At 72.7% G+C, this 14,982-nt stretch carries 15 protein-coding genes and 1 riboswitch; of the genes, 9 read left to right on the forward strand and 6 right to left on the reverse strand.

What is annotated here, in order from left to right; translation table 11 throughout:
* Positions 1–104 precede the first annotated feature (104 nt).
* Positions 105–674 carry a TIGR03086 family metal-binding protein gene (locus tag Plo01_RS25730; RefSeq protein WP_203893258.1) on the forward strand — a complete coding sequence of 190 codons (570 nt, stop codon included), beginning with the start codon at positions 105–107 and terminating at the stop codon, positions 672–674.
* A 12-nt stretch (positions 675–686) separates the two neighbouring features.
* Here the strand turns inward: Plo01_RS25730 and Plo01_RS41395 are convergent, their stop codons facing one another.
* Positions 687–764 (reverse strand): 50S ribosomal protein bL37, encoded by a 78-nt coding sequence (locus Plo01_RS41395; protein WP_373293985.1) that lies wholly within the window; start codon positions 762–764, stop codon positions 687–689.
* 102 nt (positions 765–866) lie between these two features.
* Between Plo01_RS41395 and Plo01_RS25735 the strand changes: the two genes are divergently transcribed.
* The 6 genes from Plo01_RS25735 (at position 867) to Plo01_RS25760 (ending at position 6,118) form a co-directional block, all read left to right on the forward strand.
* On the forward strand, positions 867–1,463 hold the full coding sequence (locus Plo01_RS25735) for an HD domain-containing protein (RefSeq protein WP_203893259.1): 597 nt from the start codon (positions 867–869) through the stop codon (positions 1,461–1,463).
* Between the two features lie 83 nt (positions 1,464–1,546).
* The gene (locus tag Plo01_RS25740) at positions 1,547–2,347 is read left to right on the forward strand and encodes a DeoR/GlpR family DNA-binding transcription regulator (protein WP_203893260.1); all 801 of its coding nucleotides are present in this window, start codon (positions 1,547–1,549) and stop codon (positions 2,345–2,347) included.
* Entirely contained in the window at positions 2,344–3,423 is a 1,080-nt protein-coding gene (gene galT / locus Plo01_RS25745; RefSeq protein WP_203893261.1) for a galactose-1-phosphate uridylyltransferase, read from the forward strand. The genes Plo01_RS25740 and galT overlap by 4 nt, the downstream gene beginning before the upstream one ends.
* 72 nt (positions 3,424–3,495) lie before the next feature.
* A riboswitch (cyclic di-AMP (ydaO/yuaA leader) is annotated at positions 3,496–3,630 on the forward strand.
* A 3-nt stretch (positions 3,631–3,633) separates the two neighbouring features.
* The gene (locus Plo01_RS25750; RefSeq protein ID WP_203893262.1) at positions 3,634–4,626 is read left to right on the forward strand and encodes a coiled-coil domain-containing protein; all 993 of its coding nucleotides are present in this window, start codon (positions 3,634–3,636) and stop codon (positions 4,624–4,626) included.
* A 52-nt stretch (positions 4,627–4,678) separates the two neighbouring features.
* Entirely contained in the window at positions 4,679–5,227 is a 549-nt protein-coding gene (locus Plo01_RS25755) for a CGNR zinc finger domain-containing protein (protein ID WP_203893263.1), read from the forward strand.
* A 159-nt stretch (positions 5,228–5,386) separates the two neighbouring features.
* Positions 5,387–6,118 carry a CHAP domain-containing protein gene (locus Plo01_RS25760; RefSeq protein WP_203893264.1) on the forward strand — a complete coding sequence of 244 codons (732 nt, stop codon included), beginning with the start codon at positions 5,387–5,389 and terminating at the stop codon, positions 6,116–6,118.
* Here the strand turns inward: Plo01_RS25760 and Plo01_RS25765 are convergent.
* The 3 genes from Plo01_RS25765 to Plo01_RS25775 form a co-directional block, all read right to left on the reverse strand.
* Positions 6,061–8,001 (reverse strand): NB-ARC domain-containing protein, encoded by a 1,941-nt coding sequence (locus tag Plo01_RS25765; protein WP_203893265.1) that lies wholly within the window; start codon positions 7,999–8,001, stop codon positions 6,061–6,063. The two genes, Plo01_RS25760 and Plo01_RS25765, sit on opposite strands and share 58 nt — an antisense overlap.
* A 4-nt stretch (positions 8,002–8,005) precedes the next feature.
* Positions 8,006–10,315: an NB-ARC domain-containing protein gene (locus Plo01_RS25770; RefSeq protein WP_203893266.1), complete on the reverse strand. Its 2,310-nt coding sequence runs from the start codon at positions 10,313–10,315 to the stop codon at positions 8,006–8,008.
* Between the two features lie 171 nt (positions 10,316–10,486).
* The gene (locus tag Plo01_RS25775) at positions 10,487–11,200 is read right to left on the reverse strand and encodes a hypothetical protein (protein WP_203893267.1); all 714 of its coding nucleotides are present in this window, start codon (positions 11,198–11,200) and stop codon (positions 10,487–10,489) included.
* Between the two features lie 141 nt (positions 11,201–11,341).
* On the opposite strand from Plo01_RS25775, the gene Plo01_RS25780 reads away from it, so the two are divergent.
* Positions 11,342–11,848, forward strand: coding sequence for a DinB family protein (locus Plo01_RS25780; RefSeq protein ID WP_203893268.1), 507 nt, complete (start codon positions 11,342–11,344; stop codon positions 11,846–11,848).
* On the opposite strand, the gene Plo01_RS25785 is transcribed toward Plo01_RS25780, so the two are convergent.
* Positions 11,835–12,374 (reverse strand): MarR family winged helix-turn-helix transcriptional regulator, encoded by a 540-nt coding sequence (locus Plo01_RS25785; RefSeq protein WP_239317066.1) that lies wholly within the window; start codon positions 12,372–12,374, stop codon positions 11,835–11,837. The two genes, Plo01_RS25780 and Plo01_RS25785, sit on opposite strands and share 14 nt — an antisense overlap.
* 50 nt (positions 12,375–12,424) lie before the next feature.
* Positions 12,425–13,729 carry a M50 family metallopeptidase gene (locus Plo01_RS25790; RefSeq protein WP_239317068.1) on the reverse strand — a complete coding sequence of 435 codons (1,305 nt, stop codon included), beginning with the start codon at positions 13,727–13,729 and terminating at the stop codon, positions 12,425–12,427.
* A gap of 255 nt (positions 13,730–13,984) precedes the next feature.
* Between Plo01_RS25790 and Plo01_RS25795 the strand changes: the two genes are divergently transcribed.
* Positions 13,985–14,587: a response regulator transcription factor gene (locus tag Plo01_RS25795; protein ID WP_203893271.1), complete on the forward strand. Its 603-nt coding sequence runs from the start codon at positions 13,985–13,987 to the stop codon at positions 14,585–14,587.
* Positions 14,588–14,982 lie beyond the last annotated feature (395 nt).

Raw genomic sequence — 14,982 nt, forward strand, 5'->3', positions numbered from 1 at the left:
CGGACGCGGCATGCTTTGACATGCCATGCCAGACATGTCCAACAAGCCCGCTGACTACTGGCCGCCGAGAAGCTACGGTCGAATTGACGACTCGGGAGGACAGGATGACCATCGACGTCCGCGAGGCCTACCGTCGCGCACTGGACGACTTCGGCGTTCTCGTACACCGGATCGGGCCGGGACAGTGGGAGAACCCGACGCCGTGCGTGGACTGGAACGTCCGCGCCCTGGTCAACCACGTGGTGGGCGAGAGCCTGTGGGCCCCGGAGCTGCTCGCCGGGCGGAACGTCGCGGAGATCGGCGACGTCTTCGACGGCGACCTGCTCGGGGACGACCCGCCGAAGGCGTTCGACGCCGCCGCCGCGGCCGCCGTCCACGCGGCCAGCTCCGATCAGGCCCTGACGTGCGTCACCCACCTGTCGTTCGGTGACGTGCCCGGCGCCGAGTACATCACCGAACTGTTCGCCGACGCCCTCATCCACACCTGGGACCTGGCCCGCGCGATCGGCGCCGACGACCGGCTCGACCCCGAGCTGGTCGAGGCCTGCGCCGACTGGTTCGCCGGCGCCGAGGAGGGCTACCGCCAGGCCGGGGTCATCGCGGAGCCGCAGCCCCTGCCCGCCGACCCCGACGCGCAGACCAGGCTCCTGGCCTCCTGGGGCCGCCGCGCCTGACCCCGGCGCGCGTCACCGGGCCGCCGGGCGCTTGCCGTGGTTGGCCTTCCGCTTCTTCCGTGCCCGGGCCTTGCGCGCTCGCCGTGCCATGCTCGACCGCCCTTCATCCGCGACATCGGTGGACTCGGCCTTCACACTCCTCCCGGAACGGGGGCCGGACAAGACCCAAAGAAATCAAGCACACTCTCGGGCATGAGCGCACAGTTGATGGACCGCTGGCGGGCCCTGGCCGGCCCCGGAGCCGAGGCCCTCGGCCGCGACCTGATCGCCCGCTACGGCGAGCCGCACCGCCGCTACCACACCACCGCCCACCTGGAGGCGGTGCTCGACCACGTCGACACGCTGGCCGGGCACGCCGACAACCCCGATCTCGTACGGCTCGCCGCCTGGTTCCACGACGCCGTCTACGACCCCGAGCGCGGCGACAACGAGGAGCGCAGCGCCCGGCTGGCCGAGCGGGCGCTGCCGGAGGCGGGCCTGCCCGCGGAGGCGGTGGCCACGGTGGCGCGGCTGGTCAGGCTGACCGTCACCCACGACCCCGCGCCCGGCGACGCGGACGGGGCCGTGCTGTGCGACGCCGATCTGGCGATCCTGGCGGCGCCGCCCGAGGTGTACGCGGCCTACGCGGCGGCCGTGCGCCAGGAGTACGCCTTCGTCCCCGACGACGCCTTCCGCAGCGGGCGGGCGGCCGTGCTGCGCTCGCTGCTCGGCCTGCCGTCGATCTTCCGGGTGGCGGACCTGGAGGAGGCCGCACGGGCCAACATCCACGCGGAGCTTGACCGGCTGTGAGCGGTTGTCCCGCACAACCAAACATCGAACCCGTCTCTGCCTGTGATATTTTGGTGGAAGATGTTTGATTGAGGGAGTGGTCAATGCTGGCCCAACAGCGGCAGCAGGCGATCCTGGACCGGGTTCGCGCCAGCGGGGGCGTCAGGGTCGCCGACCTCGTCCGCGAGCTCGGCGTGTCCGACATGACGATCCGCCGGGATCTGGAGGTCCTGGCCGAGCGCGGCCTGCTGGAGAAGGTCCACGGCGGCGCCACCGCCGCCGGGCCCGGCTCCACCGAGGAGCCCGGCTTCGCCGCCAAGTCGGTCCGCCAGCAGGCGGAGAAGGAGGCGATCGCCCGGCAGGCCGCGATGCTCGTCCGGCCCGGCACGGCCGTCGCGCTCTCGGCCGGGACCACGACCTGGACGCTGGCCCGCCTCCTCGTCGACGTGCCCGAGCTGACCGTCATCACCAACTCGATCCGGATCGCCGAGGTCTTCCACCGCTCCCCCCGCGCGGACCGCACGGTCGTGCTGACCGGCGGCGTGCGCACCCCCTCCGACGCGCTGGTCGGGCCGGTCGCCGTGGCGGCGATCCGGGGGCTGCACGTGGACACCCTCTTCCTCGGCGTGCACGGCATGAGCCCGCGCGCCGGATTCACCACGCCCAACCTGCTGGAGGCCGAGACCGACCGCGCGCTGGTCGCCTCCGCGCACCGCCTCGTCGTCCCCGCCGACCACAGCAAATGGGGCACGGTCGGGATCAGCACCATCGCCGCCCTCTCGGAGGCCCATGTGATCATCAGTGACTCCGGCCTGCCGGACGACGCCCGCGAAGAGCTCTCCGCCCAGGCGGGCGAGCTGATCGTCGCCGAGCCCGAGCGGGAGAGCCGGGTGGCGGAGCGATGAAGCGGACCGTCACCCGCCTGGCCGACGGCCGGGAACTGATCTACTTCGACCGGGACGACGACGCGGACCGCGGGGCCGTCGACGAGCGCCCGCTGCCGCCCCGGCCGCCCGCCTCGGAGCTGCGCTACGACCCGCTCACCGAGGAGTGGATCGCGGTCGCGGGGCACCGCCAGGGCCGGACCTTCCTGCCCCCGGCCGACGAGTGCCCGCTGTGCCCCTCCGCCCCGGGCCGCCTCACCGAGATCCCCTCGGCCGCCTACGACGTGGTCGTCTTCGAGAACAGGTTCCCGTCGTTCTCCGACCGGCCCGTCGACCTCGCCCCGCCGGGCGGGCTGAGCGAGAGCCGCCCCGGCGCCGGGCGCTGCGAGGTGGTCTGCTTCACCTCCGACCACGGTTCCTCCTTCTCGACGCTCTCCCCCGACCAGGTCGGACTGGTCATGGAGGCGTGGATCGACCGCACGGCGGAGCTGTCGGCGCTGCCGGGCGTGGAGCAGGTCTTCTGCTTCGAGAACCGGGGCGCGGAGATCGGCATCACGCTGGCCCATCCGCACGGCCAGATCTACGCCTACCCCTACGTGACCCCGCGCACCACGCTGACCCTGCGGGCCGCCGAGCGCCACCGGGAGCGGACCGGCGGCAACCTCTTCGCCGACGTCCTGGCCGCCGAGCGGGAGGCGGGGGTGCGGGTGGTCGCCGCGAACGAGCACTGGACGGCGTTCGTCCCGGCCGCGGCGCGCTGGCCGTACGAGATCCACGTCTATCCGCACCGGCGGGTCCCCGACCTGACCGGGCTGGAGGCCGCCGAGCGCGAGGCGTTCGGCCCCCTCTACACCGAGGTGCTGCGCCGCCTGGACGGGCTCTTCGGGGTGGTGATGCCGTACGTCGCGGCCTGGCACCAGGCCCCGGTCCGCGCGGGCCGCGACCTGGCCTACACGCACCTGGAGCTGTTCAGCGTGCGGCGGGCGCCGGGCAAGCTGAAGTACCTGGCCGGCTCGGAGTCGGCCATGGGGGCCTTCGTGAACGATGTCCTCCCAGAGGAGGCTGCACGTCTTTTGCGCAATGTTGTCACAAGCTGATCACCGGTTTGTATCGGCTTGAAGTCGCATGACCATTGCTTTGCCACTACTATCCTTCACGCATCGGCTTGAACAGCAGATATGCCTAATCCCGGGCAAATTGCCCGGGAGCCGGGGAACCATCGCACCTGGGGTGAACCACATTCGTGGAAGGGCTGCTCCGGCCCGAACCCGTCAGCTAACCCGGCCGGCTGAAGGAGAGGAGAGTTCGTGGCGGCTGCGTCCCCCGCGTCCCCCACGTCCCGCGCGTCCGCCACGCTCCGTCACCGTACGGTCGTGGCCGCCTGCCTGATGCTCGCGTTCGTCCTGGGTGTCCCCACAGCGGGAAGCGCGGCTCCCAAGCCCACCGAGGCCGAGCTCAGGAAGGACCTGGCCAAGCTCAACAAGAAGGTCGACACCCTCATCGAGGCCTACGCCGCCAAGCGCGAGTCCCTGGCCAAGGCCCAGAAGGCCGAGGGCGTCGCCAAGAAGAACCTGCGCAAGGCCGAGGAGTCCCTGACGGCGGCCAAGGGAGAGGTCGACGCCATCGCCCAGCTCCGCTACCAGAGCGGCGCCTCCAGCCTGCCCGTGCTGATGTTCTCCGACAACATGAGCGGCGCCGCCCTGATGGAGCAGCTCACCGCCCAGCAGAGCGCCCACCTGGAGGGCTTCGCCCGCAGCCGGGACGACCGGAAGAAGGCCGCCGAGCTGGCCGCCCGGCTCACCGAACGGATCCGCGGCGAGGCCGAGGAGGTCGAGGAGCAGCGCGAGGAGGCCGAAGGGGTGATCCGCGACATCAAGAAGAAGCTCGACCAGCTCGTCCCCGTCGGCTCCGGCCGCCGCTCCAACGGCACCTGGACCCCCCAGCTGCCGAACGGCTCCGACAACATCACCGACCGCACCCGGAACATGCGGAACACCATCGGCCGGTACTTCAAGCTGACCCACGTGGTCGGCTGTTACCGCTACGACACCTTCGGCGAGCACCCGCTCGGCCGCGCCTGCGACTTCATGATGAGCTCCGGCGGCGCGATGCCCTCGGCCGCGGGCGTCAGGCTCGGCGACGAGATCGCCGCCTGGGCGATCAAGAACCGCGCCAAGCTCGGCGTCAAGTACGTGATCTGGCGCCAGCGCATCAACCACGGCTCGGGCTGGCGTTTCATGTCCGACCGGGGCGGCGTCACCGCCAACCACTACGACCACGTGCACATCTCGATGTTCTGATGCCGCACATCGGTGCGGTGCGTCATGCGGATCAGACTGATGTAATGGCCTTATGCATCTCAACCCTTACGGCGAGGATGCCGTGAACCTGGCCGCGGACCTGGCCAACCGGCGGCCGGTGACCGCCGGGGAGCTCGCGGACCGCTGCCGCGCCGCCGGGCTCGTGCTGGAGCACCCGGTCACGCCGCAGGACCTGGACCGCGTCCGCGCCACGCTGGAGGCGTGGGTGCGGGTCGTCGACGCCGCCGACGACCGCGAGCGCGCCGAGCTGGTCAACCGCATGCTGGCGGAATCCGCCGGCCACCCGCGGCTGACCGACCACGCCGGCGGCTGGCACCTCCACTACCGCGACGACCGGCAGCCGCCCGGCGCCGTGCTGTCCGCGCTCATCTCCGTGGGCACCGCGCTGCACCTGGTCGGGCGGGGCATGCACCGGCTCCGGCGGTGCGCCGCGGGCGAGTGCGCCACGATCTTCGCCGACACCTCCCGCACCGGACGGCAGCGCTACTGCTCCCAGCGGTGCGCCAACCGCGACGCGGTACGGCGGCACCGCGCGGGCCGCGCCGGGAACCGCTCCAGAGATTCCGGCAAAGCAGACTAACCGCCCATATTGGGTATTAGGTCCTCCGGACGGCGAACGCGTACGGCGCGGACCGCAGGGCGGCCCCGCGGCGGACCGGGAGCCGCGCCTCCCAGGCGGACCGCGCCTGGGGCCAGGACAGGGATCAAGGTTCCAGGGAAACAAGGGAGAGATCCCGCGATGACCGAGCACCACCTTCCCCGCCTCCTCCCCGGGGGTCTGCTCCGCGCCGTCACCGGCGTGGCCCTCGCCGCCTGCGCGGTCGCCATCGGCGCCCCCGCCGTCATGAACGACCTCCCGGCCGGACCCCGGGCCGCGCCCGCCCCCGCCCCGGCCGGCGCCCCGCCGCCGCTGCCCGCCGAAACGGGCGTGACGGCGGCGGACCTGCTGCGGATCGCCGAGGGGCAGATCGGCGTCGTCGAGGACGCCGACGGCGGCGGGACCAAGTTCCACTCCTGGTACATGGACTCGGAGCGGGCCCGGGAGACCCTGGCCCGCGACGGCGGAGTCATGGAGAAGTACACCAACGCGCCCTGGTGCGCGATGTTCGTCTCCTGGGTGGGCGCGCAGGCGGGCCTGGACGGCACGATCGGCGCGGACGCCTACGCCGTCGCCTGGGCCGGCTGGTTCCAGGACGAGGGGCGCTGGGGCAGCGTCGCCCGGCCCGGCGCCGTCGTCTACTTCGACCTCGACGACGACGGGGGCGAGGGCATCTACCGGATCGACCACATGGGCCTGGTGAAGCGGGACAACGGCGACGGCACGATCACCACGATCGAGGGCAACACCGACCGGGGCCGGGTCGAGCAGCGCGTCAGGCGCGTCTCCGAGGTCATCGGCTACGGATACCCCGACTACCCGGGTGACCGCCCGTCCGGTCCCCCGTCCTCGTTCCACATGTCCAGGACCTGATCGATCAGGAGCTGCACCATCTGCCGGAGGTCCTCCCTCCCGGCTTTCCCCGCCTCGTAGGCGGCCGTCACCAGCACCATGAGGACCGTCCTGTAGTCCCCGTAGTCCCTGAGGGCGAGGAGCCGTTCGGTGGCCCGCAGGACCCGGCTCGTCGCCTCCTGCCTGCCGGAGCCGACCGCCGCCTGCCAGGCGAGTTCGAACGCGCGGCGCACGGCGTCGCGGTCGACGAGACCCTCCGGCCAGTGGTCCAGCCAGGCCGCGATCAGCCAGCAGGCCTCGCCGTCGCTGGCCAGGTGGGCGTCCTCCACCGCCCGGACCAGGTGCGGCAGCTCGGCCGAGATCCAGTGGTCGACGTCGGCGGCCACCCTCTCGGCCCAGCCGTTGATCTCCGGCAGCAGCACGTCGCCGTACTCCCCGCCGATCGGCCTGTCCTCCAGCACGCTCAGCACCTTGCAGCAGGCGGCCAGGACGGCGCGGCGCAGCTGGTCGTTCACCTTCTCCCGGTCGAGCGGGTCCGGCATCAGCGTGACGAGCCGCTTCCCGGCGAAGACGCGGGTGAGCGGGTGGAAGGCGTAGCGGGGAAATCCCGAGGGGTCGGCGCTGACCTCGTCGAGCAGTCCCGCCGCGGCCAGCGCGGCGGCCAGGTTGGCTGCGTCGGCGGTCGTGACGGGGTCCCCGGTGGAGACCGAGACGGGCGTCAGGACTCTGATCACCCACGGCGTGAAGGAGGCCGTCTCCACCATGGACAGCCGGCAGAACGCGGTCCTCTCGTCGTCGGTCAGCCTGTCGTACTCGGTGCCGAGCCGTTCCTCGAGGCTGCGCCCGCCGTAGGTGAGGGCGTCGAGCCGGGAGTCCTCCGGCCGCAGGAGGTCGAGGACCGGCCGCATCTCGCCGCCGCCGTGCCGGATCCGGTCCCCCACCGCGCGCAGCGCGATCGGCAGGCGGCCGCACAGCTCCGTGATCTCGACGGCCAGATGGGGGACGACGGCGCCGTCCATCTGGCAGTAGGCGGTCAGGATGGCCAGCGCGTCGTCCGGACCGGGCGGGCGGACCGCCGTGGACGGGAAGCCGTAGGCGCTCACCAGGTCGCGCCGGCTGGTGATCAGGACGGTGCACTCGGGGTCGCCCGGAATGAGAGCGTTGAGCTGGTCGATGTCGCGTGCCGCGTCCAGCACGACCAGGATCCGCTTCCCGACGGTCAGGGCCCGGAACACGTTGATCCGGTCCTGGAGCGAGGCGGAGAGGATCTCCTCCTCCGGCCACCCCAGCTCCGTCAGCAGGCCGTGCAGGACGTCGTACGGGGGCCTGCGCCTGGCCGCCTGACCGAGGTTGGCGAAGAGCACCCCGTCGGGGTGGTGCGCGACCAGCCGCCAGGCCAGTTCGAGCTGCATGGCGCTCTTGCCCACTCCGGGCGGGCCGTGCAGGGCGAGCACGACCGGCCCGCGCACCGGGGCGGGGGTCCGCTGCCTGCGCTGCGCCCGGTAGGAGTCGAGCAGGGCGTCCAGCTCGGCCTCCCGGCCGCGGAAGGTGGGCTGGCGGGCCGGCAGGCCGCGCGCGGCGTGGCCCGCGCGCCCGAGGGCCGTCACCGCCGTGGCGGGGGCCGAGGGGTGGGCGGGCAGGGCCCGCGCGGCGTGTCCCCGTTCCCCCTCGGGCACGGCGGTCTCGGAGGCCTCCGCGGATCCGCCGGCGTCCGCCCGCCGCCGGGGCGCGAGCGTGCACCAGGCCGCCGTGACCGCGCCGATCCCGGTCACCACCGTCAGCGGGACCCAGTGGAGCGGATCATCCGCCTTGTCGGCGAGCACCGCCGCGATCGCGGCGATCGCCGCCGAGAGCACCGTGAGCCGGCGGCGCCACCTGCCGGTGTCCTGTTCCTCGCCCGGCATCGGCTCACCCGTCCGCCGGGCCGGTCATGGCGGCGAGAAGCCTGGCGACCAGTCCTTCCGCCCATACGTCGCCCGAGGCCCGGAAGATCTCGGCCGCCTCTCCGAGCTCCCGTGCGATCTCCTCCCTGAGCTCCCGCACGGACTCCTCCCCGGCGCCGGCCCCGGGTCCGTGTCCCTCCGCCCGCGCCCAGGCCGCCGCGGCCCTGGCCAGGGCCCGGGCGTGTCTCTCCACCCACACGTCGCCGCAGGCGCGGAAGGTCTCGGCCGTCTCCCAGAGCTCGATCTCGGCCTCGCGCACCGCCCCCTCGACCAGGTGGGCCTGGCCGAGCAGGTAGCGGCAGTGCGCGGCGCCGTACCGGTTGCGGATGGCGGTGAAGAGCTCCAGACCGGCCTCGGCCGCCTCCTTGGCGTCGTCCAGGCGGTCCGTGGCCAGGGCCACCTTCGCGATCACGTGCTCCGTCCACGCCTCCCACAGCCGCTGCCCGAGCCGCCGGGAGGACGCTCTGGCGCGGCCGAACTCCTCGGCCGAGTCACCCAGCCTGCCCTCGACGTAGAGGACGGCGCCCCGGTACCACAGCGCCGTGGGCTCCATGGTCTCCGCGCCGATCACCCCGCTCGTCCTGAGCCGGTCGGCCCGGTCGAGATCGCCGCGGGCGGCGGTGACGTCCCCCTGCAATGAGAGGACATAGGCGCGTTCGAACAGCACCCGCGCCTGCTCCCCGGCGTCCCCGGCCCGCTCGGCGTTGCCGAGGGCCTCGTCGAGGAACGCCCTGGCCTTGTCCAGTTCCCGGAGCCTGCGGTGGATCCTGCCGTTGCACCGCAGGGCCCGGGCGGTGTTGCCGGGATGCCCGGTGCCGATCGCGCGCTGCGCCGCCTCCTCGGCCTCCAGCGTGTCGCCCAGCTCGCTGAAGATCTCGGCCAGCGCGGCGCAGGCCGCGCCGGCGGCGACCCCGTCGCCCTGCTCGTCCGCGAGGTCGAGCGCCTGCTGCGCCGTGGCGAGCGCGGCGGAGAGGTCGCCGGTGCGCATGAGCGGGTAGACCTGCTCGCGCACCGAGAGCGCCGGGTCCCGGCCGCGGCGGTCCTCCCGCGCCCGGGTCACGCTCTCCTCCCGGGCCGAGCTCGCCTGGGGTCCGTCCTCCCGCTCGGCGAGTCTGCGGGCGTACTCGAGGACCTCGTCCTCGACGTAGAAGGAGGCGTGGTCCCGGCGGGTGCCGCGGCGTTCGACGAACTGGGCCCGCGCCAGACGGTCGGCCAGTTCCTCCGAGACGGGCTCGCCCGGCGAGGACGCGGCGGCGGCCAGCATCCAGCCGGTGAACGCCTGCTTGCCGATGGAGCCGATGGAGCGCAGGGCGAGGCGCTCCTGGGCGGTGAGCAGCATGTAGGACACGTCGAGCTGCTCGGGATCGGGCCGTCTCTGCAGGATCGCCTCCACCGCGAACCGCAGATCCCAGTGGGGGCGCTGGGAGAGCGCGGCGGCGGCGAGACGGAGCGCGAGCGGCTGCCCGCCGCAGGCGTCCGCCAGTCTCCGCGCGGCCACCGCGGTGAGGTCGTCCGGGTCGGCGGGGTCGCTCTCGACGCGGTCGGCTCCCAGCAGCGTGCTGAGCAGCTTCACGGAGTCGTCCTCGGCGAGAGGGGGCGGCTCGTAGGTGACGGCGGCGCCGGGGAGTCCCCCCGGGATCCGCCGCGAGGTGATGATCGTCGTGCAGCCGGGGCGGTCCGGGAGGAGCCCGGCGAGGTCCATGTCGGCGGGGACGTCGTCGAGCAGGATCAGCAGGGAGCGGCCGGCGGAGCGCCGGTGGAAGAAGTCGATCCGCCCGCCGGTCGCCGTGGGAAGCTCGTCGTCGGGTCTCTTCAGCGCGTAGACGTACGCCCCGGCGATTTCGTGGCGGATCTGCTCGGCGGACATCCCGTCCGTCTGGAAGTCCCCCACCTGGACGTATATCTGCCCGTCCGGGTGGGCGCCCGCCAGCCGGTGGGCGATGACGAGCGCCAGCGCCGTCTTCCCGATCCCGCCTGCGCCGTGCAGGACCAGCAGGGGCACCCGGCCGGCCTCGCGCAACCGCGCCTCCAGGTCGGCCACGGTCTCCTCGCGGCCGACGAACACCTGGGGGGCGGGCGGCAGGGATCGGGGGACGACGTACTCCCTGCCGCCGGGCCGTACGGCCTCGGACTCCGCCGGCTTCCCGCGCCTGTCCAGGTAGGCGCGGGCGGCGAGGACCACCCCGACGTCGGCGAGCAGGGCGACGGCGAGGGATCCGGCGAGCCCCCGGGATTCGAGCAGCCTCGACACGGCCAGCGGGATGAGGACGAGCACGGCCGCCAGGAAGATGAGAAAGGCGGTCCGAAACCCCCGTGTATCCCCCGGATCGGGTGTTCCCGGCATTTCGGCCACCTCCCGTCCACCCGCGTATCGCAAGAATGAACGAGGCGTCACCAAAAGTCACGCTTTCTCATGCTATGTAGTTGTCTTCCGATCCGGGCCCGCTCAGCGGCGGCGCAGCCGGTAGGCCAGGGCCCCGAGAGCGGCGGCTCCGAGGAGCGCGGCGGCGATCGTGTACGGCGCCCGCCACCAGGACTCGGACTCCACCACCGCGACCGTGGTCGCCCCGTCCAGCGCCTCGACGCCGGACGCCTCCGTCGCCGCGGCGGGAGCCGAGGCGGGAGCCGAGGCGGGAGCCGAGGCGGCGGGATCGGGCCCGGCGCGGGTTCCGGCCGGGCGCGTGCCGGCGGGCATGTCCGGCGGGCGGATCGCCCCCCAGTAATCCTTATGCTGCCCCTTCTGAGCCTCGATGGCCCCCTTGAGGTCCTCCGGGAGCGGGGCGATCTCCAGACCACCCGGCACGGTGAGGGTGCCGACCTCGTAGGGCGCGAACCAGCCCTGGACCGCCTTCAGCGTCCAGGTCCCGGCCGGCAGGGAGATCGCCGCCGCGTAGTGGGCCGGCTCCTTGAGCTCCACGCCGGAGAAGCGCACGGCCTTCTTCCCGTCGGTGAACTCCAGTGCGACCTCGCCGAGGTCGCCGCCCTCATAGGGGTGCGTGCCGTGCTGGAGCAGCCAGAAGCCCAGCGTGTAGGTCGTGTCCGCGCTCATTTTCGCGGGGGCGGGGTCCATGAAGGTGACCGCCCAGCCGCCGGCCCGGGCCGGCGCCGAGAGGGCCAGCAGCGGGATGACGACCGCCAGAATCAACAGGATTCGTCTCATGCCCACGGATACACCGCCCGGTCTCCCGGGGTTCCCCGCGGACACACCGGCGCGCGGGGGGGACCGGGTCCGGGAGGACAGGCGCCCGGAGACGAACAAACCGCGTGACAATCAGTACAAGGATGGACAAAATCATCCGTCATGACTGACAACCGCACTAACCCATCTTTCGTCGCCGACGAAGCTCCGATGCTGAACTCCTGGCTGGACTGGCACCGGGAGACCCTCGCCGTCAAGTGCGCGGATCTGACGGAGGAGCAGCTGCGCCTGCGCCCCGTCCCGCCGTCCACGCTGTCCCTGCTCGGCCTGGTCCGCCACCTGGCCGAGGTGGAGCGCTACTGGTTCCGCAACGTCCTCGCCGGCGAGGGCGCCCCGCCGCTCTACTACACCGAGCAGGACCCCGACGGCGACTTCGACAACGTGGACACCGCCTCGGCCGACGAGGCGTTCACCACCTGGCGGGCCGAGATCGACCGGGCCCGCGAGCTCGCCGGCGGGCTGCCGCTGGAGACGGTCGGCAAGGTTCAGCGCCGCGGAGAGGACGTCTCGCTCCGCTGGATCCTCGTCCACATGATCGAGGAGTACGCCCGGCACAACGGCCACGCCGACATCCTCCGCGAGCAGATCGACGGCGTCACCGGCGAGTAGCCGCGCCCTCCCCCGGCCCCCCGCTCCCCAGCGCCTCGGCGATCGCCTCGTCGAGGCGGGAGACGTCCGCCGGGCGGGCGGTGACCGCCTCGGCGAAACGGGTGAGCAGGCGGGCGAAGTCCTCGCGGTCCCGGCGGTCCCAGTCGGCGATCAGGCCGTCGAGATAGGCCCGCCGGTAGCCGGCCACGGCCTCCAGGACCCGGCGTCCCGGGGCGCTCAGCACCAGCCGCGCCCGCCGCGCGTCGATCTCCGACTCCTCGCGCTCCACCAGCCCCGAGCCGATCGCCTCGTTGACGAGCCTGCTGGCGGTGGAGGGATCCACGTCGAGCTGTTCGGCGACGGCCCCCACGGTCACCTCGGCCGGCTCCAGGCTCAGCCGGTGCACCGCGTGCACGACCATCACGGCGGACATCTGGACCGGCCGCTGCGCCTCGGCGGCCTTGCGCGCGCGCAGCGGCCTCGACCAGATCCGGCGGAGCCGGAGCAGCGCCACGTCGATCGCCGCCGCAGGCGTCACGTCGTTCACGGGCACACCCTATCGGCGGGTACGGCGTGCGCGCCGCAGACGAGCTCCCGTCAGCCGGCCAGGCGGATCGGGTTGACCAGGTCGGCGTACATCAGCAGCCCGGCCATGATGATCATGGTGAAGGCCAGGGCGTAGGTCAGCGGGAGGACCTTGGCGATGTCCACGTGCGCCGGCTCGGGCCTGCGGGTCACGCGGGCGAAGCCGCGCTTGACGCCCTCCCAGAGACCGCCGGCGATGTGCCCGCCGTCCAGGGGGAGCAGCGGGATCAGGTTGAACATGCCGATCGCCAGGTTGAAGCTCGCCAGCAGGCTGACGAAGATGCTGATCTTGTTCTCCAGCGGGGCGTCGGAGGCCGCGATCTCGCCGCCGATGCGGCTGACCCCGATGACGCCGATGGGGCCGTCCTTGTCGCGCTCCTCACCGGAGAACGCGGCGTTCCAGACGCCGACCATCTTCTCCGGCAGGCGCAGCAGCGAGGAGGCGGTCCTGGCGGTGAGGTCGCCCATGTGCGTGACCACGGCGCCGAGATCCTGCCGCTCGATGACCTGCGTCGGACTGACTCCCAGGTAGCCGACCCGCTCCAGCTTCCCGGGCTCGTCGAGGGACTCGCGCTCCTGCTCGATGAGCGTGGCGGTGACGGACAGGGGCTGCCCGGCCCGCTCGATCCCGATCTCGACGGGCCCGGCGCCGCTGGCGCGGATGGCCCGCGTCGCCGACTCCCAGTCGGCGACCGGCTTCCCGGCCACCGAGACGATGACGTCGCCCGGGCGCAGGCCCGCGCGGGCGGCCGGACTGGCCTGGTCGGCGGAGGTGCAGGTGGGGTTCTTCGCGTATTCGGCGGCGGTCTTCACGCAGTCCGGGACCGCGGAGACCTCGGTCTTGAGCACCCCGACGCCGAAGCCCATGAGCACGACGGCGAACAGGACGAAGGCCAGCACGAAGTTCATCGCCGGGCCGCCGAACATGATGACGACCTTCTGCCACCAGGGCTTGCGGTAGAAGACGCGGTCCTCGTCCCCGGGACGGACCTCCTCCAGCGCGGCCTCGCGGGCGCTCTCGATCAGCCCCTGGAACGGGCCGGTGGAGGACGACCGCACGGTGCCGGGGGCGTCGGTGGGCCGGGGCGGGAGCATGCCGATCATCCGGATGTAGCCGCCGAACGGGATCCACTTCACGCCGTACTCGGTCTCACCCTTGCGGCGGGACCACATGGTCGGGCCGAACCCGACCATGTACTGCGTGACCTTGACGCCGAACCGCTTGGCCGGCACCAGGTGACCGATCTCGTGCAGGGCGATCGAGGCCATCAACCCCACGAGGAAGATGACCACTCCGATCAGGAAAGGCCAGTCCACAGATCCCCCCGGTAGCGGATTCACCAACAATGCCCCATAAGAGCCTAGCCGACACGCCATACTGCGAGTCCCATCGCCTTTTCCGGGGCCCCGTCCTTCCGGAAGCCCTCCCTCCTTTTCGGTTCCCGGCCGGGTGACTTGCGCGGGCTTTGCCGAATGGAGACACTTTGGTGACAGTCCGGAATCGCGTCGTCACACATCGGGTCGGGCGAATCGTGTCGTCACGCATCGGGGCGGTCGGACGGGAGGAGCGTTTTGATCGGGATCCTGGTTGCCGAGCAACTGCCCCTGGTCCGGGTCGGCCTCGTCGCCTCGCTGGAGGGCGCGGCCGGCCTGAAGGTGGTGGCCGACCTGGACAGCGGCGAGGACGTCGTCTCCGCCGCACTGCGGCACGAGCCGGACGCCGCGATCATCGGCCTGGACCTCCCCGGCGGCGGGTTCTCCACGGCGCTCCGGCTGCACGAGCGGGCGCCCGCCTGCCGGGTGCTCATCCTGTCCCGCCACCCGACCCCGGGCCAGGTCCGCCGCGCCTTCGCGGCGCACGCGCTCGGGTTCATGAGCCTGGAGGCCGGGCCCGAGGAGATCGCCGACGGCGTCCGCCGGGTCGCGGCCGGCCACCGTACGGTGGACTCCGACCTGGCCGTGGCGGCCCTGGAGACGGCGGAGAATCCGCTGACCCCCAGGGAGCTGGACGTGCTCCGGCTGGCCGCGCAGGGCGCGCGGTCCAACGAGATCGCCGAGCAGCTCTTCCTGTCCGTCGGCACGGTGCGCAACCACCTTTCCCGGATCATGTGCAAGACCCAGGCCCGCAACCGGCTCGACGCCGTGCGCATCGCCGGCGACTCCGGCTGGCTCTGACCGGGGGACCCGCGGTCAGGCACCCTCCGGAAGGCTTCCGCCCTCGGGGGCGACCATAGGGGCGTTGGGGGCCTTGGGGATCAGGCGGCGCATATCGACGAACGCACCTCCCGGGGCCCTCGCACGTGCCAAGGTTGAACCGGAGATGGCACCGGCCGCGACCGGTGCGGCCACCGAAGATTCCGGACCCGGAACAACCGCGCCGTTCCCCCGGAGGCCGGAATCTTCAGTGGCCGCACCGATGCCGGATCACCGCATCGACGTCGATCCGCTATGCGCGACACCGTACTGTCACGGCGACGCCAGACCGCTACGCGTGGCGCCAGACCGCTACGCGTGGCGCCAGACCGCTACGCGTGGCGCCAGACCGCTACGCGTGGCGCCAGACCGCTACG

The organism is Planobispora longispora, assembly GCF_016863135.1.
GTDB lineage: Bacteria > Actinomycetota > Actinomycetes > Streptosporangiales > Streptosporangiaceae > Planobispora > Planobispora longispora.